General features: G+C 65.2%; 28 protein-coding genes and 1 pseudogene. 3 read left to right on the forward strand and 26 right to left on the reverse strand.

The window, feature by feature from the left end; all coding sequences use genetic code 11:
• Positions 1 to 123 precede the first annotated feature (123 nt).
• From AC1DY7_RS29590 to AC1DY7_RS29655, 14 genes are all read right to left on the reverse strand, one after another.
• A complete protein-coding gene (locus AC1DY7_RS29590) occupies positions 124 to 687 on the reverse strand; it encodes an isomerase (protein ID WP_477497321.1) in 564 nt (187 codons plus the stop codon).
• A complete protein-coding gene (locus tag AC1DY7_RS29595) occupies positions 684 to 1,913 on the reverse strand; it encodes a cytochrome P450 (RefSeq protein WP_477497322.1) in 1,230 nt (409 codons plus the stop codon). Before AC1DY7_RS29595 ends, AC1DY7_RS29590 begins: the two co-directional genes overlap by 4 nt.
• Positions 1,910 to 3,082 carry a cytochrome P450 gene (locus AC1DY7_RS29600; RefSeq protein ID WP_477497323.1) on the reverse strand — a complete coding sequence of 391 codons (1,173 nt, stop codon included), beginning with the start codon at positions 3,080 to 3,082 and terminating at the stop codon, positions 1,910 to 1,912. The genes AC1DY7_RS29595 and AC1DY7_RS29600 overlap by 4 nt, the downstream gene beginning before the upstream one ends.
• On the reverse strand, positions 3,079 to 3,489 hold the full coding sequence (locus AC1DY7_RS29605; RefSeq protein WP_477497324.1) for a hypothetical protein: 411 nt from the start codon (positions 3,487 to 3,489) through the stop codon (positions 3,079 to 3,081). Before AC1DY7_RS29605 ends, AC1DY7_RS29600 begins: the two co-directional genes overlap by 4 nt.
• A complete protein-coding gene (locus AC1DY7_RS29610; protein ID WP_477497325.1) occupies positions 3,486 to 4,544 on the reverse strand; it encodes an NAD(P)H-dependent amine dehydrogenase family protein in 1,059 nt (352 codons plus the stop codon). Before AC1DY7_RS29610 ends, AC1DY7_RS29605 begins: the two co-directional genes overlap by 4 nt.
• 10 nt (positions 4,545 to 4,554) lie before the next feature.
• Entirely contained in the window at positions 4,555 to 5,607 is a 1,053-nt protein-coding gene (locus tag AC1DY7_RS29615; RefSeq protein WP_477497326.1) for an NAD(P)H-dependent amine dehydrogenase family protein, read from the reverse strand.
• On the reverse strand, positions 5,604 to 6,821 hold the full coding sequence (locus AC1DY7_RS29620; RefSeq protein ID WP_477497327.1) for a cytochrome P450: 1,218 nt from the start codon (positions 6,819 to 6,821) through the stop codon (positions 5,604 to 5,606). Before AC1DY7_RS29620 ends, AC1DY7_RS29615 begins: the two co-directional genes overlap by 4 nt.
• A gap of 12 nt (positions 6,822 to 6,833) precedes the next feature.
• Positions 6,834 to 7,259, reverse strand: a complete 426-nt coding sequence (locus AC1DY7_RS29625; RefSeq protein WP_477497328.1) for a hypothetical protein — start codon at positions 7,257 to 7,259, stop codon at positions 6,834 to 6,836.
• 14 nt (positions 7,260 to 7,273) lie between these two features.
• A complete protein-coding gene (locus AC1DY7_RS29630) occupies positions 7,274 to 8,002 on the reverse strand; it encodes a hypothetical protein (RefSeq protein WP_477497329.1) in 729 nt (242 codons plus the stop codon).
• Positions 7,999 to 8,130 (reverse strand): hypothetical protein, encoded by a 132-nt coding sequence (locus tag AC1DY7_RS29635; RefSeq protein ID WP_477497330.1) that lies wholly within the window; start codon positions 8,128 to 8,130, stop codon positions 7,999 to 8,001. The genes AC1DY7_RS29630 and AC1DY7_RS29635 overlap by 4 nt, the downstream gene beginning before the upstream one ends.
• Before the next feature lie 15 nt (positions 8,131 to 8,145).
• Entirely contained in the window at positions 8,146 to 8,940 is a 795-nt protein-coding gene (locus AC1DY7_RS29640; protein ID WP_477497331.1) for an AAA family ATPase, read from the reverse strand.
• The gene (locus tag AC1DY7_RS29645; protein ID WP_477497332.1) at positions 8,937 to 10,472 is read right to left on the reverse strand and encodes a nitric oxide reductase activation protein NorD; all 1,536 of its coding nucleotides are present in this window, start codon (positions 10,470 to 10,472) and stop codon (positions 8,937 to 8,939) included. Before AC1DY7_RS29645 ends, AC1DY7_RS29640 begins: the two co-directional genes overlap by 4 nt.
• Before the next feature lie 151 nt (positions 10,473 to 10,623).
• A complete protein-coding gene (locus AC1DY7_RS29650) occupies positions 10,624 to 11,226 on the reverse strand; it encodes a TetR/AcrR family transcriptional regulator (RefSeq protein WP_477497333.1) in 603 nt (200 codons plus the stop codon).
• Between the two features lie 56 nt (positions 11,227 to 11,282).
• On the reverse strand, positions 11,283 to 12,014 hold the full coding sequence (locus tag AC1DY7_RS29655) for a hypothetical protein (RefSeq protein WP_477497334.1): 732 nt from the start codon (positions 12,012 to 12,014) through the stop codon (positions 11,283 to 11,285).
• 209 nt (positions 12,015 to 12,223) lie between these two features.
• Between AC1DY7_RS29655 and AC1DY7_RS29660 the strand changes: the two genes are divergently transcribed.
• Together AC1DY7_RS29660 and AC1DY7_RS29665 are read left to right on the forward strand one after the other, a co-directional pair.
• Complete coding sequence (locus tag AC1DY7_RS29660) at positions 12,224 to 13,012, forward strand: SDR family NAD(P)-dependent oxidoreductase (RefSeq protein ID WP_477497335.1); 789 nt, start codon at positions 12,224 to 12,226, stop codon at positions 13,010 to 13,012.
• A gap of 25 nt (positions 13,013 to 13,037) precedes the next feature.
• A complete protein-coding gene (locus AC1DY7_RS29665) occupies positions 13,038 to 14,111 on the forward strand; it encodes an NAD(P)H-dependent amine dehydrogenase family protein (protein ID WP_477497336.1) in 1,074 nt (357 codons plus the stop codon).
• 24 nt (positions 14,112 to 14,135) lie between these two features.
• Here the strand turns inward: AC1DY7_RS29665 and AC1DY7_RS29670 are convergent, their stop codons facing one another.
• The 9 genes from AC1DY7_RS29670 to AC1DY7_RS29710 form a co-directional block, all read right to left on the reverse strand.
• A complete protein-coding gene (locus tag AC1DY7_RS29670; protein ID WP_477497337.1) occupies positions 14,136 to 14,810 on the reverse strand; it encodes an alpha/beta fold hydrolase in 675 nt (224 codons plus the stop codon).
• 2 nt (positions 14,811 to 14,812) lie between these two features.
• Positions 14,813 to 15,007 carry a ferredoxin gene (locus AC1DY7_RS29675; protein WP_477497338.1) on the reverse strand — a complete coding sequence of 65 codons (195 nt, stop codon included), beginning with the start codon at positions 15,005 to 15,007 and terminating at the stop codon, positions 14,813 to 14,815.
• Positions 15,008 to 15,068: 61 nt separating this feature from the next.
• Complete coding sequence (locus AC1DY7_RS29680) at positions 15,069 to 16,271, reverse strand: cytochrome P450 (protein ID WP_477497339.1); 1,203 nt, start codon at positions 16,269 to 16,271, stop codon at positions 15,069 to 15,071.
• Between the two features lie 115 nt (positions 16,272 to 16,386).
• Positions 16,387 to 17,229, reverse strand: a complete 843-nt coding sequence (locus AC1DY7_RS29685) for an NAD(P)-dependent oxidoreductase (protein WP_477497340.1) — start codon at positions 17,227 to 17,229, stop codon at positions 16,387 to 16,389.
• A 7-nt stretch (positions 17,230 to 17,236) separates the two neighbouring features.
• Positions 17,237 to 18,055 carry an NAD(P)-dependent oxidoreductase gene (locus AC1DY7_RS29690; protein ID WP_477497341.1) on the reverse strand — a complete coding sequence of 273 codons (819 nt, stop codon included), beginning with the start codon at positions 18,053 to 18,055 and terminating at the stop codon, positions 17,237 to 17,239.
• Positions 18,055 to 18,903 (reverse strand): alpha/beta hydrolase, encoded by an 849-nt coding sequence (locus tag AC1DY7_RS29695; protein WP_477497342.1) that lies wholly within the window; start codon positions 18,901 to 18,903, stop codon positions 18,055 to 18,057. Before AC1DY7_RS29695 ends, AC1DY7_RS29690 begins: the two co-directional genes overlap by 1 nt.
• A complete protein-coding gene (locus tag AC1DY7_RS29700) occupies positions 18,896 to 20,554 on the reverse strand; it encodes a thiolase C-terminal domain-containing protein (RefSeq protein WP_477497343.1) in 1,659 nt (552 codons plus the stop codon). Before AC1DY7_RS29700 ends, AC1DY7_RS29695 begins: the two co-directional genes overlap by 8 nt.
• A complete protein-coding gene (locus tag AC1DY7_RS29705) occupies positions 20,551 to 20,847 on the reverse strand; it encodes a ferredoxin (RefSeq protein ID WP_477497344.1) in 297 nt (98 codons plus the stop codon). The genes AC1DY7_RS29700 and AC1DY7_RS29705 overlap by 4 nt, the downstream gene beginning before the upstream one ends.
• On the reverse strand, positions 20,848 to 22,119 hold the full coding sequence (locus AC1DY7_RS29710; RefSeq protein WP_477497345.1) for an NADH-ubiquinone oxidoreductase-F iron-sulfur binding region domain-containing protein: 1,272 nt from the start codon (positions 22,117 to 22,119) through the stop codon (positions 20,848 to 20,850).
• A 45-nt stretch (positions 22,120 to 22,164) separates the two neighbouring features.
• On the opposite strand from AC1DY7_RS29710, the gene AC1DY7_RS29715 reads away from it, so the two are divergent.
• Positions 22,165 to 22,638: a hypothetical protein gene (locus AC1DY7_RS29715; protein WP_477497346.1), complete on the forward strand. Its 474-nt coding sequence runs from the start codon at positions 22,165 to 22,167 to the stop codon at positions 22,636 to 22,638.
• 37 nt (positions 22,639 to 22,675) lie between these two features.
• Here the strand turns inward: AC1DY7_RS29715 and AC1DY7_RS29720 are convergent, their stop codons facing one another.
• The 3 genes and pseudogenes from AC1DY7_RS29720 to AC1DY7_RS29730 all read right to left on the reverse strand — a co-directional run.
• Entirely contained in the window at positions 22,676 to 23,569 is an 894-nt protein-coding gene (locus AC1DY7_RS29720; RefSeq protein WP_477497347.1) for an alpha/beta fold hydrolase, read from the reverse strand.
• Positions 23,566 to 23,958, reverse strand: coding sequence for a Rieske (2Fe-2S) protein (locus tag AC1DY7_RS29725; protein WP_477497348.1), 393 nt, complete (start codon positions 23,956 to 23,958; stop codon positions 23,566 to 23,568). The genes AC1DY7_RS29720 and AC1DY7_RS29725 overlap by 4 nt, the downstream gene beginning before the upstream one ends.
• A gap of 3 nt (positions 23,959 to 23,961) precedes the next feature.
• Positions 23,962 to 24,132 (reverse strand): annotated as a pseudogene (locus AC1DY7_RS29730) (amidohydrolase family protein); the annotation flags it as partial.

Here is a 24,132-nt window from a genome sequence, read left to right on the forward strand (position 1 = left end):
GCTGTACCGTTGAGTGGCTGGCCGTCGCTGCCGGTGACGGTGAGTTGGTGGGCGCAGCAGCCAAAGATGCTGCGGTCGTGGACATGTGATCATTGTCGCAGGGGGTCCGACAAGTCGGGACCTCTACTTCTTGCGTAATCGCCGGCCGACAAGCTTGGCGAACTCGGCCGTCGAACGTCGCACCGATTCGAACTCCAGGGACATCAGCAGCGTGTCCACCATCGCAAAGGGCAGCGTGGTGGCGACCGCCCCGCGGCCGTACTCGATGTGCCAGGAGCCGGGGTGGATCGTGAGGCCCCTGGCGTGCCCCCGCTGCAGGCAGGTACCTTCTCCCGGTCGTAGCGGGCGGAGCGGGGCGGTGTCGTCGGACTCGAGATCGTAGGAGTCGATCTGACCGGCGAGCAGGAACTTGTGGATGTCGACGTGTTTGTAGCGTCCCGAAAAGCCCTGTGTGCCAGTCGGAGAACCGAAGAGCACGACGTATTCGCGGGGACTGAAGTACAGGAAGCGGACCTTGCCGAGGATCCCGCCGGCCTTGCTGCCCACCCACCGGCCCGGTGCCGGGTCGATGAGATCCGGATATGCCTGCGCGAGTAGCGCGACGGCGCGGGCAATGGGCTCTTCTCGGCCGCCGGCCACCTCTTCGGCGACGCTGTGCAGGACGGCGGGGTCGATCTTGTAGGTCATCGGCCGAACTCTATCGGCAGGCTGGTAGGCCCACTCAGCCCGAGCAATGGCTTCCACGGCGCCTGGCCGACGACGCGAGGGTTGGACAGACGGCGGGACAGGATCGCCAGTGCTTCAGAAAGCTCGAGACGAGCCAGGTTCGCGCCCAGGCAATAGTGCACTCCGCCACCGAAGGTCAGGATCGGCGGGGGAGCGTCGCGAGTGATGTCGAAGCGCGTCGGCTCGTCGTAGATGGTGCTGTCCCGGTTCGCCGCGTAGGTATTCACCACGATGAATGTGCCTGCCGGGAAGGTGTATCCGCCGACGGCCACATCCTCGACAGCGCTACGCACGGTGCTGCACATCGACGGCGAATGGCGCATGGTCTCCTCGACGGCGCTCATCGCCAGCTCTGGCCGATCCCGCAGTAGCGCCCACTGGTCGGGATGGTCGCACAGCACCTGCATCGATGCGGCCAGCTGGCTGCGAGTGGTGTCGGTGCCGGCAGTCATGATGCTGAATGCCAGCATGCGCAACTCGGCGGTGTTCAGCCGGTCACCGCTGTCCTCGATGCGGATCAGATCCGACAGCAGATCGTCGGTCAGGTGCCGGCGTCGGTCGGCGACCATCTCGTCGATGTAGACGTCGAATGCGTCCCAGGCATTGAGGACGACAGGTTCTTCCGCGGCGAGGTCGCAGTCGAAGCTGACGATCTTGAAGATGTCCTCGGCCCACCGGGAGAACTGTTGCCAATCCCGCCGAGGCGCTCCGAGCAACGCACAGATGATCGGAATGGGATAGGGCCGGGCGATGTCATCGACGAACTCGCACCGGCCCGCGCTCTCGACTCGATCGACGAGTTCGTTGACGACCGTATGAACAGCATCGTGCATGCGTGCTGTCGCGCGCGGAGTGAAGGCGCGCGATACCAGGCTTCGCAGCCGGCGGTGCTCCTCGCCCTCCATGTTGAGGATGCTGCGGGTCACCCTGTCCCACAAGGGTCCTGAGGTGATGCCGTGCGCCGAAAGGTGGATGCCCGCGGGGACGACGAAACGCGGGTCGCGTAACACCGTACGGGCCAGCTCGTATGACAGTATTTCCGGTCCGATCGGACCCAGCGCGATGGGGGCCTTCGACTGCGCGGCGCGGAACTGCGGATAGATCTGCTGTGGGGTGTCGGTGAAGTCGTATTCGAGCGTCGGCAGCCCGGCCTCGAAGACGCTCGGCTTGGTGGCAACGACGGTCATGTTGTCTCCCTGGTGATCCTGATGGGCAGCCTCGGCAGGACGCAGGTGGCAGCGGGCCAGGTGATCTCCGGGATGAATCCGGGCGCGAGGTCGAACTCGGGTATCCGCGAGAGCCATTCGGAGACGACGAGTCTGAGCTCCATCCGGGCCAGGTGCGCCCCGAGACACCGGTGGGGGCCGCCGCCGAACCCCCAGTGTTTGTGCAGTTTGCCGTCGAGAACGAAATCATCGCCGGACTGCGCGTCGCTGCCGTCGCGGTTGATCGCCCCGAGGCAGAGTCGAACCTCGGCGCCGGCAGGCAGCGTGACTCCCGAGATCGTCACCGCCCGGGTCGTCACTCGGCCGATCACCGGTGCCGCGGGCTCGAGCCGGATGATCTCCTCGACAAACCCTGCGATATCACCGGGGCTTTCCCGCAACGAATCTCGCAGCGAAGGGCGCCGAGCGAGCTCTAGCATGGCGGCACCGATCGAGGCAGTGACGGTGTCCAGGCCGGCGAGTACGAACACCAGCGAGAGCCCTACCGCTTCATCATCGGTCAATGGATCCTCGCCGTGGAGCAGCTCGGATAGGATGCCCGCGCCGGGGACTCGGCGCTGATCGTGTACGGCTTCGGTCAAGTACGCGAAGAGTTCGACAGCCGGGGTGAGGTCCACGCTTTCAGGGTCGTCGAGGCTGAAACCGATGACGGCATCCTTCCAGGCGATCAACCGTGTCCGGTCCTCCAGCGGTAGACCGAATAGGGTGAGGAACACCTGGGACGGATAGGGCGTGGCGAGGTCGGCCATCACTTCGCACTCGCTGCGTGGCGCGATCCTGTCGACGATCTCGATCGCCTGTGCCTGCAACGACGGCAAGATCGAATTGAGTGTCTGCGGGCTGAAGAACGGATGCAGCAGCCGGCGGTAACGGGTGTGCTCAGGAGGGTCGAAACCCAAGGGCACCAACGGAACCGGGCTGATCATGTCGTCGTACCCGATTCTGGAGGAAAAGGACTCGGTATCACGCAGAGCCGCGAGAACGTCTTCGCGACGGGTGAGGTAGTACCAGCCTTCGCCGTGGAGCACCGGCCCGAGATCGCGCAGCTTTGCCCAGCCCGCTCCCCGGTCGTGTGCCATCGGAAGTTCGGCATAGTCCAGGTGGGGAACACCGGTGATCTGCGGTGTCATGGCACGTTGGTGGACAGCAGGGTCAGCGGTAGGCCGAGCACCGACAGATCGATCTCATCGAGGTAGGACCCGTCACCGGCAAAGCTCTGCCGGAAACGCGTTGCCGAACCGTATCTTTCGGCCACCCGCTCTCCAGCTGCAGCATTGGGCAAGCGGACCACCACGGTGAAGACACCGGCACCGTTGCGCTCCAGGAACTCGTTCACCGATATCGCCACCTCGGCGGTGGCACCGGGCAACGGGCTGATCAACTCGATGCCCCCGTCCCAATCCAGGTGAACGTGGATGCCGAGGTCAGTGAGTTCGGTTTCGCTGAAGGAGAATCCGAGTTCGGTGAACATCTGTGTCGTTTTCGCTAGGCGCTGCGGTTCCACCGCGAACACGACATGGTGCAGCGAGGTGGTCATGGCCGCACCAACCCGCGGGGCCGGACCAAGCCGAGGTCCAGGTGATTGAGCCAACCGGGCGGGGCGTCGCAGACATCGGGGATGGCGTTGATCGCGCCCATTGCCGTCCAGTTGTATCCGGGATGGGCCACGGTGCCATCCGGGCGTCGCACGCCCTTGAGGGTCAGTTCGGTCGGTGGATCGCCTTCGATGACGATTTCATAGCGGGTCTCGCCCCAGTTCCATGGAGGATCGAGCCGTTCCGGTCCGGCGGTGACATAGATGGCGTGAAAGACGATGAGTGGCTTGCCGTCGACCCAGGCCGTCCACTCGTGCCGTTGGGCGGCGACCATGCCCGCGGCGATGACGCCCTCGTCGTGCGGGATGTCGGAGGTGGCGGTGGCGACCTCGATCTCGGCGGCGGTGACCTCGTCGATGGTGACACCGAGTCCGTCGGCGATCATGTACATCGACTGCGCGAAGAACGGTAACCCGAGTCCCAGAATCGTCGGCTCGGTGAGGAACTTGTCCTTGTCCTTGCCGAATCCCATCCAGTCGATGTGGTCCAGCGGTGCGTCGTTGAGCACGTCGACGACCTCGTACACACCGATGGTGTCGATCCTGCTCACGACACGGGCCAGCGTCAACGGCAGGATGTCACCGGCGTAACCGGGGTGGATCCCACCCCCGTGGAACGAGGATCCGCCATCCCGGCAGGCGGCGCGGATCTGGTCGCCCGCATCGCGGAAATCCGCGGAGGGGTGGAAGAACCCACTCGTGGTCACCACATTCTTGCCCGTGCGCAACAGTCGGCACACCGTGTCGACGTCCATGACGATCGGCGTGTAGAACACGCAGTCGGCGTCGAGGTCGACGACCGCGTCCACGTCGTCGGTCGCGATGACACCTGTCGCTGCGATGCCGGCGATCTCGCCGGCGTCCTTGCCGACCTTCGTCGCGGAATGCACCAGAACTCCGGCAAGGTCGTAGACCGGATTGTCAGCGAAGTGCCGGATGCCGACCTGCCCGACATCGCCGGTCATCCACTGGATGACGCGGTAGGTCTTGTGCGGCATGGTTCACCCTTCACTGTGTGGCCAGCACGCCGCGCGGAAGTAGCAGCGGTAGGTCGTTGTACGTGGCGATACCGGGGGCCGCTGTGACGACCGCAGGTATGGCGGTGATCGCGGGCATGGCCGTGATGGTCAGGCCGAGCATGATGTAGTCGTCCAGCGTGTCGCCCACGAAATCCGGCGGCGGTTCGAAACTCAGGGTGCTCTTGATCGTCGGGCGGCCCTCGACGGTGATGGTGTAGCCGAATGACGTCTCCCATGCCGGTTCCAGGGTTTGACCTTTCGTCCAGACGCCCCGGATGTCGATCACCTCACGGCCGTTGACGACCCCTTTCCAGCTGACGTCGATACCGGCGACGCAGCCGGCCGCAATGGTCCAATCACCAGGCAGTAGTAGATCTTCGGTGGTCTGTGCGTAGGCGGCTGTACAGCGCACGTCGTCGAGCGTCACCCCGAATGCGTCGGCCATCAGCAGCACTGCCTCCCGGAAGATCCCCGAACCCTTCTCGGTGATCGAAGGTAGGTCGGGATGATCGACGGGGTACCCGAAGCCCATGGGTATCTCGGTTGCCGGCGAGTTGTAGATGGTGGTGTCGAAGGATTCCAGGATGCTGATCCGGTCTACCCGATCAGACAGGCCCGCAGAAACGACGGCGAACAACTGGATGAAGCCAGGGTTGATACCGCTGCCGAAGATCGTCGACTCGCCCCGCAGACAGGCCTCCACGATCCGCTGGCGGTCCTCACCCAGACCGTGGCCGTTGATGAACTCCGACGTCGTCACCACGTTGACACCGGCCGTGAGGATGCGCACCAACTCGCCGACGTCGGCGAACATCGGGTTGTAGACCACGCAGTCCGGGCGCAGCGCGAGCAGGGCGTCTGCATCGTCGGTGGCGAGCACTCCCAGCGGTTCGATCCCGCAGAGCTCACCAGCATCCTTGCCGACCTTGTCCGGCGACCACGCGTAGCACCCCACGAGTTCGAGATCCGTGTTGGCGGCGACGGCATGGATCGACTTCTTTCCGACGTTGCCTGTCGTCCACTGCACGACGCGGTAGGTCATGCCGTTGTCCGCGCGCCGAAACCGAAGACCACCGGGATGCTGCGGAACCCGCGGGTGACGGAGTTGCCGTGGAATACGGCTTCGGCGTCGGGTGCCAGGGCGTAGTCCGGCATCCGGGACAGGACCTGCTCGAGCGCCACCTGGAATTCCAGTCTGGCCAGATTCGAGCCCAGGCAGCGGTGCACACCCGCGCCGAACCCGAGGTGCCGGTTGTCCTGTCGGTCCAGGATGCACCGGTCGGCATCGGCGAACTGATCGGGATCCCGGTTGGCTGCGGCATAGTTCACCAGGACCGATTCGCCTTGGCAGAAGCTATGCCCACTGAGTTCGACGTCTTTGCGTACGGTCCGCGGAATGCCGTGGATGGATCCGGCGAACCGGATGAACTCCTCCACCGCGCGGGGGCGGAGCTCGGGCTCGGCGATCAGCCTGTCGCGTTCACCCGGATGCACCGCGAGGTAGTGGAACGCGAAAGACATTGCGTTGGCGGTGGTTTCCAGACCTGCTTGGACCAAGAGCATGGCATTGGCGACGACGTCGTTGAATGGTAGCTTCTCACCGTCGATTTCGGCCGACAGAAGGACGTCGATCATGTCATCGCGCGGTGGCTGGGTAGTACGCGCCGAGATGGCTTCGTGCAGGTGCTGATACAACAGGCCCCAAGCGCCCATCCGGTCCTGCTCGGACTCGCCGTTGAGCGCAGTGTCGGTCAGTTCGATACAGAGCGGTACATCGTCGGTAGGCATACCGAGCAGGTACTTGAAGAAGACGACACCTGGTTGGCGCCACGCCACCTGGGCCAGATCGCCGGACCCTGACTCGATGAAATCATCGATCAGCCAATCGGTTTCGCACTTGATCTGTGATCGCAACGCTTGCATCCGGGCCGGCGAGAAGTAGGGGTTGAGAACCTTCCGGAATTTCTGCTGCCGCGGTGGGTCCAGAGTGATCACGAGGTCGCCGGCGAGTTGCTGCGCCCCTTCCGGGGTGGGATTGCTGGAGAAGCTCTCCCAGTCCTGAAGGATCCGATAACACTCTGCGTAGCTCACGGCCACCCATGCGCCGCCCGGAGTGGCGCTGAGGAATGGAGTATCGGTATGGGCAAAGGGTCCCCGCTCCCGCATCAGCCCGTAGACCTGGTACAGGAAGTCATTGTCGTTGAAATCCGGATGGCGCAGATCCCAATTGCCGGCATGTGTCTCGGATGTGGACATTACCGTGAATTCCTATGGCCCGTGCTGCTGCTCGGCCGCTTGTCGGGCCACCCGCTCATCATGGATACGTACCAGCTCGCGGAATCCGAGACGGTGGTACTTCGGAGTCGGCTGGATACCCCACACGTCCTTGGCGGTGTCCTTCCCTTCGGCGCCCTCGGGCGGTCCGAAGGCCGGATAAGGCACTTTGCACTCCAGGGTGTCATCGGAGTAGCGCACCTTGAGCAGCTCGCTGCAGACCTGAGTGAGGCTCAGGGTGGGGTAGCCGTAGTAGACCGCCATGAACGGCAGGGTGAACGCTCCCTCGACGACCAGAGCGATCAAGCACACCAACACCGCGCGCTTGATCCATTTGTGCATGCGCGCGTAGTAGGGAGTGGTGCCCGGTGGCAGATCGTCGGCCTTGGGGTCATCGGTAGGGGCGGGTGCGGAAGTCACTGTGGCACTCCTTTTCAGTCCGTGAAGATTTCGCGGTTGACCGTGTGCAGGTACGGGATCGCGAGGAAGGGGGTGATATAGAAGATGTCGTAGAGCCACCAGCCGATGACGGGGAACACCACGCCCGCGTAGCGGACGTCGGCGAACATTGTCATGTTGAAGATGTAGGCGCACCAGATGACCACGCCCATCCAGCAGGTGATGACGAGATACTGGTGGCCCCAGCGCTTCATCTGCAGGAAGCCGATGGCAGCAGCCACCCGCATGGCGAAGACCGTGAGAATCAGCCCTGCCACATAGCCCTTCTCGCCCGGACCGGCGGCGCCGCCGATCCACAGTTCGTTGTAATGCCAGAAGTAGCCTGCATCGAACATGTTGCCCCACCCGACCATCAGGACGCGGTTGATCAGGGTGTGATTGGCCACCAGATCGAGCGCCCAGCCCAGGCTGTTGAGCATGCCGTCGATGAGTACGAGGTATCCGATGAGCGTGACGATCATCGGCCGTACCGAAAGACCGGATCGCAGGGCTTGGCGTTGTAGCCACACGCCGCGCATGAAGATGGGAAAGCCGATGAGGCCGGGCGCCCACATCCCCATCAGGCCGGCCCCGACGATCATCCATTTGTCGGCCCGGCGCTGCGCGAGCCGGGACTCATCGTGATGCTCATCCAGTCCTACAGACCTGTCCCGCGGCGCAGGGGCCTTGTCACCGTTGAACCGGCTCAGCAGTGGCAGGTTCACAGATCCCACCACCCACGCGCGAACGACATGTAGAGCTGGATGAGGAACATCGTCAGCAGGTAGCCGTAGATGACGACCTGGAACACGATGAGCGCTTTCTTACGGTTCTTCTCTTTCTGATCCACCATTGCGGTGCCACCTTCCTAGAGTGTGCGTTCGGTGTCGGCGAGGATGGCCGCGGCCACCTCGTGGAGGCCTTCGGTGATGGCGCCGTCGCTGGACAACGGCGCCAGGATGCAGGCCTGCGCGGCTTCCAGTTCGGTGGCACCCGCGGCGATGAGCTGCGCCGCGGTGACCAGAACCCGGGTGGACGGAGGCTCGAAGTGGAATGCCTGGTCGGCTGTGCGAATTGCGGTGGCGCAGTGCACCAGCCGCTGAGCGGTCGCCAGTCCGACCTGGGTTTCGGCGACGATGACCTCGGCCTCCCGGTCGGCCGGCAGATAGTGCATGGGAAGAGTGACGAACCGCTGCCGAAACGATGGCTTGAGCTCCTTGAGAGAACTGCGGTACGCGGGGTTGTAGGAACACACCAGCATGAAGTCCTCGGGCGCTTGGACCACTTCACCGGCCCGGTCGAGGTACAGCGCGCGGCGGTGATCTGTCAGTGAGTGCAGGATGGCCAGAGAGTCGTGCCGCGCCTCGACGACTTCGTCGAGATAGCAGATGGCACCGGCCTTCACGGCCCTGGTCAGGGGGCCGTCGGTCCACATGACGTCTCCGCCGGTCACCATGAACCGGCCCACCAGGTCCGAGCTGGTCAGGTCGTCATGGCAGCTGATCGTCACGACGGGCCGACCCAGCAGTAGCCCCATGTGCTCGACCAGTCGTGTCTTCCCACACCCGGTAGGCCCGGTGAGCATCACCGGCAGTCGACGCTGATAGGCCTGCTCGAACAATTGGACTTCATTGCCGTTGGCAAAGTAGGTCTGACTGATCATGCCGTCACCAACTCTCGGTGGACGTGGGCGAGGACACGGGGGAGTTCCTCAACCCGGCGGATGCGCTGAGAACGGCGCGGCCCGAATACTTCCGGGAGCGGATCGACCCGGGCGGGCCCCACGCCGACGTAGTAGATGGACACCCCGGCCTCGCGGGCCTCCTCGACGGCATGCGCCGCATCTGCCCATGCGTAACGCCCTTCGTAGCCTTCATCGGAGATCAGGCCGTCGCCGATGACGATGAGCAGCCGGCGTTCCGACGGTTGATCGAGCAGGCGGCTGGTCAGATGACGCAGCGGCGCGCCGAGTCTGGTGTAGCCGCCGGTGGACAGGCCCAGGCTGCCGGGAGGGACGAAGCGGCGCTCCGCGAAATCCTTGAGGCAGCTGACTTCCACCCGGTGCCGGGTGTTCCCGGTGAACAGGAAGATCCCGTGCCGCTCGTGCGCGGATGCCATGGCCCGCGACAATGCGTCGGCGCAGGCCAGCTCCAACTGGAAGATCGTGCCGCCGTGCACGCCGAGCGACGAGCTGCCGTCGAGCAACAGCGCTGTGGTGACATCGCGGCTGCTGGGCAACAACTCTCGGAAGATCCGCGGTTCGTCAGCCTCTCCGGTGGAGAGGTTGATGTAGTGATCGACGTACTGTTCGATATCGAGGTCGGAGCCATCTTCGAGCCTGTCGCGCATCGCGCGATGGGTGTTCTCCTCGAACCATTTTCGGACATCGACCGATACCGCACCCTGGCGCCGGGTGCCACCGACCATTGCCCGCTCGACGACGGCGACGTGGTCGGGCAGGAAACGCTTCGTCCACTCGTTCCACTCCGGATACGGAATTCCCGGGCGGTGATCGGGTGTGACGTCCAGGTCGTTGTCCTGTGGCCGGCTGGGAGGCGGCAGGTTGGAGTTGCGGACCCCGCCGTCGCCGCCGACGGGCACGGAATAGGGTCGCGGCAGCCGCTTCTGGGTGGTGGTCCAGGGCATCCGCCCGAAGGTCCGGCGCAGTCTGTCGGACAGGTCCTGCGGCGATGTGTATGCCGCGGGCAGGCAGCCCAGAAGCGGGTGCAGGGTCAGGTTCCGCGGCGTCCGCGCCAGCTCGATGGCGCGGTTGATCATCTCCTCGGCACCCATGGCGGCGTCGGCGGGATCAAGGTTGGGCAACACGGTGTTCAGTTCGGGCAGCAGACCGGGCCACTGTCCCGCGATCCAGCCGAGCGCCACCCTGGCTTCGACGAGGGTGAGTGCGCCGAGCTCGCGCGTGGACAGCTCGTTGAGCCGGTAGTCGACGATTCTGTCCTTCGACGGTGAGCATTGCAGTGCCACTCCGCATGTCAGCGTCCTGCGGGTCCAGCCACGGGTGGGGGCGGGATAGGGGACGTGGACGAAGTCGAGCTGGGAACTCAGGCCGAAGTGCCGGTGCTGCCCGGTCACCAGACGGGCACCTGAGCGGCGTTGACCGCTCAGCGCCATGGCCGTCACGGCGCAACTGCGCTCGGTCGCCATGGCATGCGCGTCGGAGAGTTCGGCGGCCATCGGGTCAGAACGTGCCGATGTTGGAGAACATCCAGTACCAGAACCAGATGATCAACGCGGTGCCGCCCCATGCGGCGACGTAACGCAAAATCTCCCAAACCCAGTCCACTTCAAGCCTTTCTGTCGTCAGTGTGTCGTACGCGCGGCGATCTCATCGGACTTCCAGACCGCGCAGGGCGGTTGCCACCAGGCCACTGAGCATGGCGTCGCGGGTATCGGCGTTGGACGTTGTGGTGAGCACTCCGTAGATGCCGAGCAGGAAGAAGGTGGCGCTGTAGAACGCATCGACTTCTGCGGGCACCTGACCGTCACCGCGGGCCCGCTCGATCTCGCGGACCAGCAGCACGATGACCGGGTGGTCGGTCCATTCATCCTGGCTCGGTCGGGTCGGTGAAAAATGCAGTGCAAGAAGCTCTTTGAACAGCGATGAGCCCAGTCGTTGCTCGAGGCCGGTGATCTGGCGCACGACGTGGTCCAAGGTTGTCGCGAGATCGTGTGTGTTGACGAGGTAACGGGCGAACTCTGTGGCCATCCGGGCCTCTTCCCGATTCTCCAGTTCCAGCAACACGTGTTCCTTGCTGGGGAAGTGGAAGAAGAACGTGCCATGTGCCACGCCGGCGGCGGCCACGATGGCGCCGACGTCGGCACCGGCCATTCCCGACGAGGTGAATTCGGCGATGGCCGCGCCGAGGATGCGCTCCCGCGTCTGCAACCGGCGCAGTTCGCGCGTCGATTGGCGGACCTGCGGTGTCATAGCTGCCCTTTGTAGTCGTAATACTGATTTAAGTCAATGAGTGAAGTCATCAAAGGTCAGTCGGAGAAGATCTCGCGGTTGACCGAATGCAGGTAGGGAATCGCCAGGAAGGGAGTGATGTAGAAGATGTCGTAGAGCCACCAGCCCACGACCGGCAGTACCACGCCGGCGAAGCGGACATCGGCGAACATCGTCATGTTGAAGATGTAGGTCGTCCAGATGACCACGCCCATCCAGCAGGTGACGACCAACCATTGGTGGCCCCAGCGCTTCATCTGCAGAAAGCCGATCGCAGCAGCGATCCGCATGGTGAACACCGTGAGGATCAGGCCGACTTCAAGTGCCTTCTCGCCGGGGCCCGCAGCGCCGCCGATCAGCAGCTCGTTATAGTGCCAGAAGTAGCCAGCGTCGAACATATTGCCCCAGCCATTCAACAGGACTCGGGCCAGCAGAGTGTGATTGGCGAAGAGATCCAGAGCCCATCCGACGGTGTTGATGGCGGCGTCGATGATGATCAGGTAGCCGAGCAGGGTGACCAGCATCGGGCGCACCGTCATCCCATCCCGTTGGGCTCTGCGTAGCAGCCATACCCCGCGGAGGAAGAGCGGCAAGCCGAAGATGCCGAGCGCCGCAGTGCCGATCAGCAGGCTGCCGGAGATCAACCACTTGTCAGCGTGACGCTGCGCCTGCCGCGACGCTTCCAGATGTTCGTCAAGTCCACTTGCGGAGGTCTCAGGCTTTGAAGTGACGCGACGACTTCGGGCGCCACCAAAGGCCGGCACGTTCATGGCAGCTGACTCTAGTCAATTTCATTGTGGAGTCAAGAAGGCCTCGATCCTGTCTCTCGACAGGATCGATGGGAATAACCTGTCAATACTCGCTCCTCAAAGTTGCTGTGGGGCAATACTGTTGCGGTATATGGTGCATCTACCGCGCCTAGTCCATTGACTTAAGTCAGAGTTAGTCGTTCAATAACACCACTTCCAAGGAAGGAACCATGGCACTGGAACAGTTCGATCTGAAGGGTCAGGTCGCGATCGTGACCGGCGCAGGAAAAGGGGTCGGCCAAGGCATCGCGCGGGTGCTGGCCGAAGCGGGTGCGGCAGTCGTCGGGACCGCGCGCACCGAATCCGACATTGTCGGCACGATTTCCGGCATCGAGCGGGAAGGTGGAACCGGGCTTGCCGTCGTCGCTGATGCGATGAGTCGCTCCGACGGCGAGCGCGTGGTTCAGTCGGCAGTCGACCACTTCGGCAAGATCGACATCCTGATCAACAATGTCGGTGGTTCGAGTTACGCGCGCTTCCTCGACATCACCGACGAGGACTTTCGCCACACCTTCGACTGGTGTGTCACATCGGCGTTCATCATGAGTCAGCTGGTTGCGCCCCACATGCTGGAAGCCGGCCGCGGCTCGATCGTCAACATCTCTTCGGGCTCGGCGCGATTCGGCATCCGCGCTTTGACTGCGTACTGCGTGGCCAAGGGTGGGCTGGAAGCGCTGACAAGAGCCATGGCACAGGAGCTGGCACCGAAGATTCGGGTGAACGCCATCGCGCTCGGCTCGTTCGCGACCGACGGTCTGCAGGGCAGCCTGGACATGATGCCAGGGTCGCGGGAGAAGATGGAGGAGACGACCCCGTTGCATCGCCTCGGCGATGTCGAGGACCTCGGTCGCCTCTGTGTCTACCTGTCCACCCGCGACTGCTACGCCACCAACGCGACCTTCCACGTCGATGGTGGTATCGACTCCAACAACTCACCGCTGCCGATCCCTGATTACTGATTACTGAGCAGAAGGAATTCTCACGATGCGCAGAGTGGTCCAGTACGCCACCGGGAATGTCGGCAGGCACTCATTGGAAGCCATCATCGGAAGACCTGATCTGGAACTGGTCGGTGTGCATGCCTCGAACAGGGACAAGGTCGGCCGGGACGCCGCCGATCTGTGCGGGCTCGCCGAACCGACCGGCATCATCGCCACTGACGACGTCGACGCACTCGTTGCGCTGCAGCCGGATTGCGTGGTCTACACAGCTCTCGGCGAAACCCGACCGATGGAAGCCATCGAAGAGATGTCCAAGCTGCTGGCCGCTGGGATCAATGTCGTAGGGACGTCGATGATCTGGCTGGTGACCCCGCGCCAAGCCGACGACTGGTTGCGGCGCCCGCTGGAACGGGCGTGCGCGGCGGGCGACTCATCGCTCTACGTCAACGGCATCGATCCGGGGTTCTCGGGGGACACTGCGGTGCACGCCGCATTGAGTTTGGTGACCAGAGCCCAGTCGATCACCGTCAAGGAGATTTTCGACTACGGAAACTACGACGACTACGAATACACTGGTACTGCAATGGGTTTCGGTAGTTCACCGGAAGATGACCCGCCGATGGCATTTCTGCCGGGCGTGGTCGCATCGATGTTCGGCGGCTTGATTCGCAATCTCGCGGGCCATCTCGGTGTGAAGCTGGATGAGGTACGTGACCGATTCGAACCGTGGTACACGAGTGAGCGTATCGAATGCACGATGACCACTGTCGAGCCCGGGCAGCTGGCGGCGGTGCAGTTCGCCGCAGAAGGGGTGATTGCCGGCGTTCCCGTCATCACCGTCGAGCACACCACCCGGCTCACCCCGGCTGCGGCGCCGGGCTGGGAGTATCCGCCCGAGGGGCAAATTGGTGTGCACAAGGTGATCGTGGAGGGAAATCCGCGAATCGAGATGAGTACCCACCTGTCCCACCCCGTCTTCGATGTCACCGATGCCGGATGTATTTCCACCGCCGCGCGTGTCGTCAACGCCATCGACTGGGTGTGTTCGGCCCCGAGTGGGCTGATCTCGATCGAGGACATTCCGCCGACTGCATTGCTTCCTGGCCTGATGTGGTGATGTGTGGAGTCGCACCCGTCATCATTACGGGTGCGACGTATCGATGGACAACTGCTCGACGCCGAGCCTGCGGGCCACGGTGTCGGCCAGCCAGCGCGGCATGGACCGATCCTGCTCGCACACGATGAAACTGCGCGGCAGGTCGGCGGCCCAGAAGTCGGGCACCGACACCGGTGTCACGGTGGTGTCCCCGAACCGTTCGGGACCGAGCCGGCTGAACGCCCAACGGGCGGTCGACTCGTCGCAGTCGTGGTAGAAGTACTTCCACGCACCGTCGAAGTCCGCGAACGTCATCGCGCCGTCGTCATCGAATCTCAAGTAGCTCAACATTTCTCCGACGTCCCCGTCGAACTCACCATCTTCGGAGTCGCGCATCGCCATCGCCTCCGGATAGGTGCGTCCCTCGCGGGGCAGCGCCGCGGCCAGATAGGCGATGTGGCGCACCAGTTCCGGTGCGGCATCGGCGGCCAGCGTGGCGTCGAAGCCGCCACCGGAGTGCCCGACCAGCACGTCGCCGGGTTGCAGCACGGCAAGAATGGCGTCGCGCCGGTTGGCCAGGGTGGATTCCTGATCGGCGACGGCCCCGTGGCCGGGCAGGTCGACGGCGACGCCGTCATGGCCGAGGTCGGCCAGTTCGGCAATCACCCGATCCCAGCACCAGGCCGCGTGGAAACCGCCGTGTACGAACAGAAATCGCACGTTCAGTCGACGATCGCGATGGCCTGGCGGGGACACTGCCGGACGGCCTCGCGCACCTGGTCCTCGTTGGACGGGGTGACTTCGTCGGACAACACGTGCAGGTAGTCCTGGTCGTCGAGGTCGAACACCTCGGGAATGACCCCCATGCAGACGCCGTTACTCTCACAAAGCCCGAAATCGACCTCTATGCGACTCATTCGATTACCTCGCAGGCTCGGTCATCGAATGACGATCCATGATTCGCTCCGCAAGCGTCGCTCATTTCAGCACCTTCACCGGAACCCGCGCATAGCCCGCCACGTTCTGCATCCGCACCCGCTCCAGGCCATCGAAGTCGACCTCGTACCGCGGCATGAAATCGAGCAGCTTCTCCAGCGCGATGACACTCTCCATGCGGGCCAGGGCCGCCCCCAGGCAGCTGTGGATCCCGTACCCGAGCCCGAGGTTCTGCGCCTCGGTGCGGTCGCGTTCGATATCGAACGTGTCGGCATCGGTGAAGGCGTCGGTATCGCGGTTGGCGGCGGCGCTGATGAGGAACACTGCTTTGCCGGCCGGGATGACACCGCTGGGCACGCGGGCGTCCTTGAGCGTGTAGCGCACGTTGTACTGCACCGGGCCTTCGTACCGCAGCAGCTCCTCTACGGCGGCCGGGACGAGGTCGCGGTTGTCGAGCAGCTTCTGCCACTGGTCCGGGTTCTTGGCGAACAACACCACCGCGGTACCGATCAGCTTGGTGACGGTCTCGGCGCCCGCGCCGCCGAGCAGCGTTGCGAACCCGGTGATCTCGATGTCGTCGAGCTTGTGCAATTGGCCGTCTTCGCGCAGGATCTCCGCGGCGATGAGCCGGCTGATCATGTCGTCCTGCGGGTTCTCCCGGCGCCTCTGCACCAGCCCGTAGTAATAGACGCCGGTGTCGATGTTGGCCTGTACCCCCGCCTCGGAGGTGCCGATCTGCCCGGGCTCACGGGACAAGCTGGTGTCGATCCAGTGTCGCACCATCTGACGGAAATCAGGTTCGACACCGGCCATCCGGGTGATCACCTCGACCGGGAACGGCCCGGAGAAATCCTGCACCACATCGAATTCGTCGGAATCGATCTGCCCCAGGTAACGATCGATCTGCTCGACGATGGTGTCCTTCTGGGCCTGTACGGCACGCGGGGTGAAGGCCTTGTTGAGCAGGCTTCGCATGTGCCGGTGGTCCGGCGGATCCATGAAGATGATCGACTTCTGCGGCGGGACCGGACTCTGCACCATGGCCAGGTCGCACCCGCGGGACGACGAGAAGGCGTCGTGGTTCTTGAGCGCCGCAGCCACGTCCTCGTGCCGGGTGAGTGCGTAGAAATCCTGATCGGCGTTGTAGTAGATCGGCGCCTCGGTGCGCATGCGTCGGTAGATCTCGAAGGGGTTGTTGAAGAACTCCTCGGAGAATGGATCGAAAACGAGTTCGGCGGTCGTCATCCCTGGTCCTCCTTCGGGTGGAGCTGCCACCCCAAAACATTACGGAACTCTATAAAACTGTAACGCTAACAGTAAAGCCCCCAGGGCGCGCCGAAATGCTCGATTTCACCGTCGCTCAATCGGGCACGACGGCGTTGACCACCGGTTCCAGCGCGCCGAGTCCGAAACCGAGTTCGGCGAGCGTCCGTTGCACCACGGCGACGTCCTTGACGAGGAACTCGCTCACGGCCCCGACGAATCGCTGCGTCGATCCGGCCCGCTCGATCAAGCCCAGCGCCCGGCTCGCACCGCTGCCGTGCGCGAGTGCGCCCAGCAGCGCGGATTCCTCGATCGAGAGTCGCGCGCCCATCTGTACGGCTTCGGCAAGCAGCCCGATCTGCGCGGCGAACATGGTGTTGTTCACCAGCTTCATACCCTGCCCGGCGCCCAGGGGGCCCATGTGCAGGACGGGGTCGGCGTAGCTGTCCAGCACGGGCCTCACCCTGCCCACCACGTCATCGGCACCGCCCGCGAACACCGTGACGTGACCGGCGGCGATATCGTGCGGCCCGCCGCTCACCGGCGCATCCACCACTCCGATGTGCGGGGCCCGCTCGGCGATGCCTTGGGCCGTGCGCGGGCTACCGGTGGTGTGGATGATCAGCGTGGCACCGGCCGGCATGGCGGCCGGCAATGGACCCGCACACACCTCGAGAACCTGGTCGTCGGTGAACACGCACAGCACCACCACATCTGCGGTGGCGAAACCGATGGCGTCCTCGGCGACGGCCGCGCCGAGCTGCAGGATTTCCGCACGCTTCTCCGGCGTGCGGGCCAGCACGGTGACCTGATGTCCGGCCGCGAGTAGCCGGCCCACCATCGGTGCGCCCATCCGGCCGGCGCCGATGAAGCCGACGCGCATCAGCGCCTGATCTTCTTCGCGCAAGCGCTCATCGGTGTTCGGTTCTTCTTCGCGCAAGCGCTCATCAGCGCGGGTGGCCCATGATGGCCAGTGCGGTATCGGCCGCGGTGAAGACCGAACCCTGTGCCGCGGAGGCCTCTTCGGCGAGTGCGGTCGCGTGCCGGCAGTCCTTCTGCAACAACGCGCCCGCGATCGGGGCGAGCCGGTCCAGCGTCCCGCCGAATGCCGCGATGCTGCCCATGGCCTTGCTGTTGGCCGAGCCGCGGGTGATCACCTCGCACAGGCGTTCACGCGGCACGCCGAGCGACTCGCCGAGCTCCAGAGTGCTCATGGCCGCACCGAGATTGGCGCTGAACAGCAGGTTGTTCAGGATCTTGGCGACCTGCCCGCTGCCCAGCGGGCCGAGGTGCACGATCGGGTCGGCGTAGGTGGCGAACACCGGCCGCGCCTTCTCCACGTCGGTCTCGTCGCCACCGAGCATGACCAGCAGTTGGCCGGCCTCCACCGCGGGAGCGCCGCCGCTGACGGGGGCATCGATCACCGAAACACCCTGCGCTGCAGCTTTTTCTGCGATCTCACGGCAGGTGTCGGGGTGGATGGTGGAGTGGATGGCGACGATACCGCCCGGCGCCAGGCCTTCCAGCACGCCGTTCTCGCCGAACAACACCTGGCGCACGTCGTCGTCACCGACGACGCACAAGCAGACCAGATCGCTGGCCGCGCCGAGTTCGGCCGGGGTGCCTGCGGTCTTCGCCGCGGTGTCCGCATAAGGCTCCAGAGATGCCGCCCGGCGTGCCCACAGGGTGGTCTCGTAACCGCCCTCGACGATCCGGCGGGCCATCGGCCCACCCTGGCTGCCCAATCCGATGAATCCGACGCGCATCAACCCGCCTCCGCTTCCACATCGTTCGAAACACACTGCCCGGCGAATGCCAACACCCGCCGGTGATACTCGGCCGCTGACAGCCCGACACTGAGATTGTGGCCACTGTCGGCCATTTCGTTGAGTTCTACCTCGGGTGCACCCGAGAACAGGGCCGCGATCGCCGCCAGCGCCTCGGGGCCGGATTCCCATACGCTCTCGTGGTCGGCGGCACTGAACTGCACCGGCACCCGCACGGCCGCGGCGGTGTCGGCGAAGTCGCGGCGTGGCCAGTTCGCCGACACCGCTCCCTCGTAGGCCACCCCGGGCGCCGACAGGCCGCCGATGAGCACCTCGTCGGGGTAGAGCGCCGTCGGCTGCCACAGCAGGTCCCGCAGCCCGGCCGGCGTGCGGGACAAGGTGGCTTGGCTGAGAAGGGTTTTCGCGTCCGGGTGATAGTTCAGTCCGGTGCCGGCCAGTGAAACGCCGACGACGCGGTCATGATCGGCCATCCGCAGCGCGAGTTCGCAACCCAGCGAATGGCCCAGCAGGAACACCTGCCCGGCCGGCGCGATCTTGTCGACCGCATCCCAGGCCAAGGCGACCCGGTTCGCCGGGACGTCCATGGTGTCCTGGTACAGCGAGGACGCACCGTATCCCGGCCGGTCCAGCGCGATGGCGGTGAAACCCTGCGCCGCGGCCTGGCGCAGCAGCGAGAGCTCCGGCCGGCCCGGGCAGTCGAAATACACCGATGATGTTGCCCCGCCGTGGATCGCGACGATGACCGCACGGGGCTCGGGGACCGTCGCGACGAGGGCCGTCATCGGCACTGTGCCGGCCATCACCATGCGCCGCTGGACGTTAGTCATCGGTCCGCAGCAGCAGCACGCCGCTCGGGGTCAGGCCACCGCTGCTGGCGACGGCCACCTTGGCGCCGGCGACCTGCCGCTCGCCGGCCTCGCCGCGCAGCTGGGTGACCGCCTCGTGGATCAGGCCCATCCCGTGGGTGCGGCCGTGCGAGAGCTGCCCGCCGTGGGTGTTCAACGGGATGACACCGTCACGCGCAATGGCCTTGCCCCCGTCCAGGAAGTCCTTGGCCTCGCCGATCCCGCAGAAGCCCAGGGCCTCCAGCCAGGACAGGCAGTTGAAGCTGAAGCCGTCATACAGCTCAGCGACATCGACGTCCTGGGGCCGCAGCGATGTCCGGCTCCACAGGTGCGCGGACTGGCCGAGCACCTGGGGCTCGTGGGTGAGGGTGGTCTGGTCCCAGTCGAGGCGTTCGATGATCTGGGTGCCGACCGCTTCCACCCGTACGGGTTTCTTCGGCAGGTCCTTGGCGGCATCGACCGCCGACACGATCACCGCGACAGCGCCGTCGCAGGGCACGTCGCAGTCGTAGAGCCCGAACGGGGTGGTGATCATCCGGGCTGACAAGTAGTCGTCCATCGTCATCGGATCGCGGTAGATGGCGGTGGGGTTGAGCGCGGCGTTGGCCCGCTGGTTCAGGGCGATCCAGCCCAGCGTCTCGCGGGTCGTGCCGTATCGGTGAAAGTGCCGGGAAGCGTTCTGCGCCAGCGTGTGTGCCGCCGAGACGCCGCCGAACGGTTGCTGCCAGCTGGACGTGCGGGCGCCACCGGGAGGTGACATCCGGCCTTCCTTCATCAACTGCTGGAAGGTGGCTTCCCACAGGGTGCGGAAGCACAGCACATGCCGGGCCATTCCGGTCGCCACGGCCATCATCGCCGCGATGACCGATCCGCCGGGACCGAAGGTGTCCATGCCGCCGTTGATCCAGGTGGGGCGAAGTCCCAGTGCGCCTTCCAGCGCGGAGACGCCACCCTCGCCCATGCCTGCGATGTCCAGCCCGGGGTAGGTGGACAGGCCGTCGATGTCGTCGAAGGTCAGGCCGGCGTCGGCGACGGCCGCCTTGCACGCCTCGATGGTCAACGACAGCGGGGGCACCATCAGCCGGCGGCCCATCTTCGACGCGCCGATCCCGGTGATGGCCGAGCGATCCTCGAACTTCGCAGCGGTGAGCATCGGGCGGACGTACTTCGCGAAATCCGTTGGGGCGATCTCGTCTTCGGGCATCGCGGCGGCCGCCGTCTGGTCGGCCGCGGGAGTGAACACCGGCAGATAGACGTCGTCGAACTGCTGAAAGAGCACCTCGACCGGCTGGCCGAGTTCCAGCTTCTCCGGGTCACAGTCGACGATGTTCGTGGTCAGCCGGACCCGCGGATCCTCGGCGATGGCCACTTCGGCGATCACGTAGGGCGGCGGGAGGTCGGGGAAACCGAACCGGTGATTGATGCTGACGCCGGCCAGGGTGGCCCGGCCCGAGACCGCACGCACGCCGAGATCCTGGCCGCGACAGTAACGGCAGATCGGTGCGGGCGGATGGATGAGCGCTTTGCAGCTCTGGCATTCCTGGATGCGGAGCTGCCCGTCGGCACCGGAGGTCCAGAAGAACTCGTTCTGCGAAGTCAGTTGGGGGAGTGGGCGTCCCGGGATCGCGGTCATCGGGTGAACCCCCATTGTGCTTCGTTGTCTTCGGTGTTCAGACTGTCGGCCGGGTCGGCGGCGTCGACGAGCGGGCGGTGATCGTCGTCGGGCCGCCGTTCGCCGAGCTCGAGGATGGCGTGCACCGGGCAGTCCAGCAGTGCCCGCAGCACCGCATCACGATCCTGCTCGGGGACGTCGCCGCTGCCCTCCAACTTCGCGTACCCCCAGTCGTCCAGGGAGAAGTACTCGGGTGCGTGCTTGGCGCAGATCCCGAATCCGTCGCACAGCGTGCGGTCCAGCTTGATCCTCATCTAGATCGCCTCGACTTCGTAGGGCCGCAGCGCCTCGAAGGTGCGGCAGCTGTCGCATGATCCGTCGAGATGTGTCTGGACCAGATCGGCGAAGTGGGCCAGCAGGCTGGCGGCGATGTTGGCCGCGCCGTCCAGCGTCGCGCAGGCGCCGCGCCCCCGTAGCACCACCGACCAGCGCTGCAGCCGCGCGAGATCCTCGGCGGTGGCCGAACCGTCGCGCAGTGCTCCGGTGACCGCGGCCATCGCCGCGGTACCGTTGAAGCAGGAGCCGCACTGTCCGGCATTCTCCCGGTCGAAGTAGTCGAGCACCGAGGCCGCCACCGCGACGGGGCAGTCGGTGGTGAGCACCGCGACCGCTCCACAGCCCAGACCGCTGCCGAGAGCGCGCAGCGATTCGTGGTCCAGCCCGGCACTCACCGCGTCGGGGCCGAGCAGGCCGGCGAAATACCCACCCATCAGCAGTCCGGACACGTCGGCGGGGGAAACCCCGTGCAGCGTCAGCAGATCGGTGATGGGCGTGCCGTGCGGAAGTTCGTAGAGCACCGGTGCCTTGCCCGCGCCGGTGATCGTGGCCAGGAAGGTGCCCGGCGAAGCCTCGGTGCCCGCGGACCGGAACGCGTCCGCCCCGTGTCGCAGGATGTAAGGCAGGTGAGCCAGGGTCTCGACGTTGCTCACCAGCGTCGGCAGTCCGGCCACGCCCTCCTCGAACACGCGCGGAGGTTTGTCGGTGGGTTTGGCGGGGCCACCGTTGATCACCCGGACGGCCGCGGATTCCTCACCGGCGATGTACGCGGGCGAGACGGTGACGACGGTGATGGCCGGTGCGTTCTCGATGGCGGCCAGCGCCGTCTCGATCGCGGTGGCGGCATGTGGGTCGGAGACGTACACGAAAGCCTGTTCGGCGCCCACGATCCGGGCGGCCAGGCGCAATCCGTCGAGCACCAGATGGGGCCGGTTACGCAGCAGCCAGCGATCTTTCACCGACGCGGGCTCGCCCTCCTCACCATTGGCGACGATGACCGTCGGCCGGCCGGCGAGATGGGCGGCGCGCACCGTCTGCAGTTTGACCGCCAGCGGGAAGGCGGCGCCGCCGCGGCCCAGCAGCCGGGCTGCGGCGATCTCGCCCAACAGTCGTTCCGGATCGTCGAGATCCTGGTAGCCGCCGGCGCCGGTGTAGTCGGCGAGGTCTTCGGGGCCGTGTTCGGTCAGCAGCAGACGCGGTGTCAGGCCGGGCCAGACCTGCGTGCTGAGATCCGTTGCGGTCGTGGTCATGAGCTGAGCCCTTCCCGCTCGTCACATCCGGTTAGGCTGGCGGCCGTGAGAACCGCGGTGGTGCGAGTCGATGTGGATCCGTCCGGGCAACTGCCCCCGGCCAGGCTGGTCGACGGCATGGCGGCGCTGCGCGAACTGGCGGGCCCGGCCGGTGCCGACATCGTCGAGACCGACCTGAGTGCGCTACCGGCCGGCCGGCGCCAGGTCGAGGTGCTGCTTGCCGGTGATGATCCCGAAGCGCTCACGACCCGAGCGATCATGCTGTGCGGCAAGGCATTCGGCACCGATCCGGTGGCGGGCGTGCTGACCTTCGTCAGCCGCGGTACCGATGACGACGCGCACGGCGTGCTGGCGGGCTTCGGCCTGACCGGCCGGGTGCACCGGTTCCCCAGCGGCGAAGGCTGGGACGTCGTCGAGGTCACGCTGCAGCGCGCCGACCTGGCACGCGTGCCCGAGAGCCGGATCCACACCGCGCTGGAGGCGTCACTCAACAGTGAGGTGCGCATCCTGCTGGAGTAGCCCGCGTCAGGGCCGATGTTCTTCGCGCAAGCGCTCATCAGCTTTCCAGGAACCCGAGAATGGCCGGCGCGGCCTGCACCCAGGTGTCGAACAGGCAGAACGTCTTGCCGCCGCTCTGCGCGAACCGTTCTCCTGCGCGCTCCCAGGCGTCCTCGGGCCACGGCGGATCGATCAGCGTGGAACCCTTGATCAGGCAACTCACTTCGAGCGAGGTGCGCTTGGGGTGATCCCAGTCGTTCTCCCCGCCCCGGATGATCAGGGTGGGCACGGTGATGTTCTCGAACATCTCGTCCGGCACACCGGGAATGGTCTGCCCCGGCTTGGAGACGAAGGCGTTGAGCCAGCGCAACATCACCTTGAGGAACTCGTCGGTGTCCAGATCGAGGAACCGCTGCCGATTGGCGGGGTTCTGCTCGATGCGTTCTTTCCACTCCGGAACATGCAACAGACCCTTGATGCCCAGCCCGCGCGCGGCCAGGATGCTCGGGGTGATGTAGTGCCCGCCCAGAACGAACGATCCGTACACGCCGCCGACGATGTTCCACACGACGAGTTTGGTGACGATCTCGGGGTAGAGCATGGTGGTGATCATCGAGTCGCGGGCACCGCCGGAGCCGCCGGCGATGATGCACGGTCCCACACCCAGTTTCGAGATCAGGGTGTACAACGTCTCGGCACGCATGTGCGATTCGCTCTGCCCGTAGAACTGAACCTCGGATTTGCCGCAGTTGGGCCGGTCCCACAGCAGCACCCGGTAGCCACCCTGCACCAGGGCCTCGGCCAGCGGGCGCAGCCCGGGAATGTCCTTGCTGAACCGGCCGCCCGGTGTCAAGGCGATCAGATCGCCTGTGTCGCCCAGGATTTCGTAGACGACGTTGCCGCCGTTGATCTCGATGAGCTGCTCGCCAGGCCCAAGTAGCAATTCGCTCATGCCTGCACCAGCACATCGTCGCCGACAACCCGGACCGGGTAGGTGCGGATGCTCCACTCCGGCTTCACGGCGGTGGTGCCGGTGGCCAGTTCGAATCCCCACTGGTGCCAGGGGCAGAAGATGTACTCCTTGTCCCGCACCATCACGGCGTCGCCCGGCACGCTGTCGTCGACGACGTTGAGCCCCCGCGCGCGTCCAGAACACAGCGGACCGCCCTCGTGCGGGCAGTAGTTCGCGATGGCGTAGAAGGTGCCGTTGACGTTGTACACGCCGACGCCGTGGCGGCCGATCGGCACCAATTTGTGTGTGCCGGGCGGGATTTCGTCGACAGTTGCAACGGCATGCTCGCGGCCCTGGGCCAGCCGGGGCGGTGTGGTCTCGTCAGCCATGAGTCAGAACACCCGGACCTGTCCCTCGAGGGCGGGGACGGTGTCGGGGAGTTTGTAGGTGTTGATGCCGTTGCGGAACATGATGTTTTCGCGGGCGTGTTCGGGGAGGTGTTTGACCAGCCAGCGGGGGTCGTCGAAGGTCCAGTGGGGGTAGTCGCTGGAGTAGAGCAGGAT

The sequence above is a fragment of the Mycobacterium sp. P2_H7 genome (assembly GCF_056403275.1).

Bases quoted from the DNA above. Each gene is read 5' to 3' on its own strand.
- AC1DY7_RS29590 (WP_477497321.1), bottom strand. From the start codon at position 687: ATGACCTACAAGATCGACCCCGCCGTCCTGCACAGCGTCGCCGAAGAG.
- AC1DY7_RS29595 (WP_477497322.1), bottom strand. From the start codon at position 1,913: ATGACCGTCGTTGCCACCAAGCCGAGCGTCTTCGAGGCCGGGCTGCCG.
- AC1DY7_RS29600 (WP_477497323.1), bottom strand. From the start codon at position 3,082: ATGACACCGCAGATCACCGGTGTTCCCCACCTGGACTATGCCGAACTT.
- AC1DY7_RS29605 (WP_477497324.1), bottom strand. From the start codon at position 3,489: ATGACCACCTCGCTGCACCATGTCGTGTTCGCGGTGGAACCGCAGCGC.
- AC1DY7_RS29610 (WP_477497325.1), bottom strand. From the start codon at position 4,544: ATGCCGCACAAGACCTACCGCGTCATCCAGTGGATGACCGGCGATGTC.
- AC1DY7_RS29615 (WP_477497326.1), bottom strand. From the start codon at position 5,607: ATGACCTACCGCGTCGTGCAGTGGACGACAGGCAACGTCGGAAAGAAG.
- AC1DY7_RS29620 (WP_477497327.1), bottom strand. From the start codon at position 6,821: ATGTCCACATCCGAGACACATGCCGGCAATTGGGATCTGCGCCATCCG.
- AC1DY7_RS29635 (WP_477497330.1), bottom strand. From the start codon at position 8,130: ATGGTGGATCAGAAAGAGAAGAACCGTAAGAAAGCGCTCATCGTGTTC.
- AC1DY7_RS29640 (WP_477497331.1), bottom strand. From the start codon at position 8,940: ATGATCAGTCAGACCTACTTTGCCAACGGCAATGAAGTCCAATTGTTC.
- AC1DY7_RS29645 (WP_477497332.1), bottom strand. From the start codon at position 10,472: ATGGCCGCCGAACTCTCCGACGCGCATGCCATGGCGACCGAGCGCAGT.
- AC1DY7_RS29650 (WP_477497333.1), bottom strand. From the start codon at position 11,226: ATGACACCGCAGGTCCGCCAATCGACGCGCGAACTGCGCCGGTTGCAG.
- AC1DY7_RS29655 (WP_477497334.1), bottom strand. From the start codon at position 12,014: ATGAACGTGCCGGCCTTTGGTGGCGCCCGAAGTCGTCGCGTCACTTCA.
- AC1DY7_RS29660 (WP_477497335.1), top strand. From the start codon at position 12,224: ATGGCACTGGAACAGTTCGATCTGAAGGGTCAGGTCGCGATCGTGACC.
- AC1DY7_RS29665 (WP_477497336.1), top strand. From the start codon at position 13,038: ATGCGCAGAGTGGTCCAGTACGCCACCGGGAATGTCGGCAGGCACTCA.
- AC1DY7_RS29675 (WP_477497338.1), bottom strand. From the start codon at position 15,007: ATGAGTCGCATAGAGGTCGATTTCGGGCTTTGTGAGAGTAACGGCGTC.
- AC1DY7_RS29680 (WP_477497339.1), bottom strand. From the start codon at position 16,271: ATGACGACCGCCGAACTCGTTTTCGATCCATTCTCCGAGGAGTTCTTC.
- AC1DY7_RS29690 (WP_477497341.1), bottom strand. From the start codon at position 18,055: ATGCGCGTCGGATTCATCGGATTGGGCAGCCAGGGTGGGCCGATGGCC.
- AC1DY7_RS29695 (WP_477497342.1), bottom strand. From the start codon at position 18,903: ATGACTAACGTCCAGCGGCGCATGGTGATGGCCGGCACAGTGCCGATG.
- AC1DY7_RS29700 (WP_477497343.1), bottom strand. From the start codon at position 20,554: ATGACCGCGATCCCGGGACGCCCACTCCCCCAACTGACTTCGCAGAAC.
- AC1DY7_RS29705 (WP_477497344.1), bottom strand. From the start codon at position 20,847: ATGAGGATCAAGCTGGACCGCACGCTGTGCGACGGATTCGGGATCTGC.
- AC1DY7_RS29710 (WP_477497345.1), bottom strand. From the start codon at position 22,119: ATGACCACGACCGCAACGGATCTCAGCACGCAGGTCTGGCCCGGCCTG.
- AC1DY7_RS29720 (WP_477497347.1), bottom strand. From the start codon at position 23,569: ATGAGCGAATTGCTACTTGGGCCTGGCGAGCAGCTCATCGAGATCAAC.
- AC1DY7_RS29725 (WP_477497348.1), bottom strand. From the start codon at position 23,958: ATGGCTGACGAGACCACACCGCCCCGGCTGGCCCAGGGCCGCGAGCAT.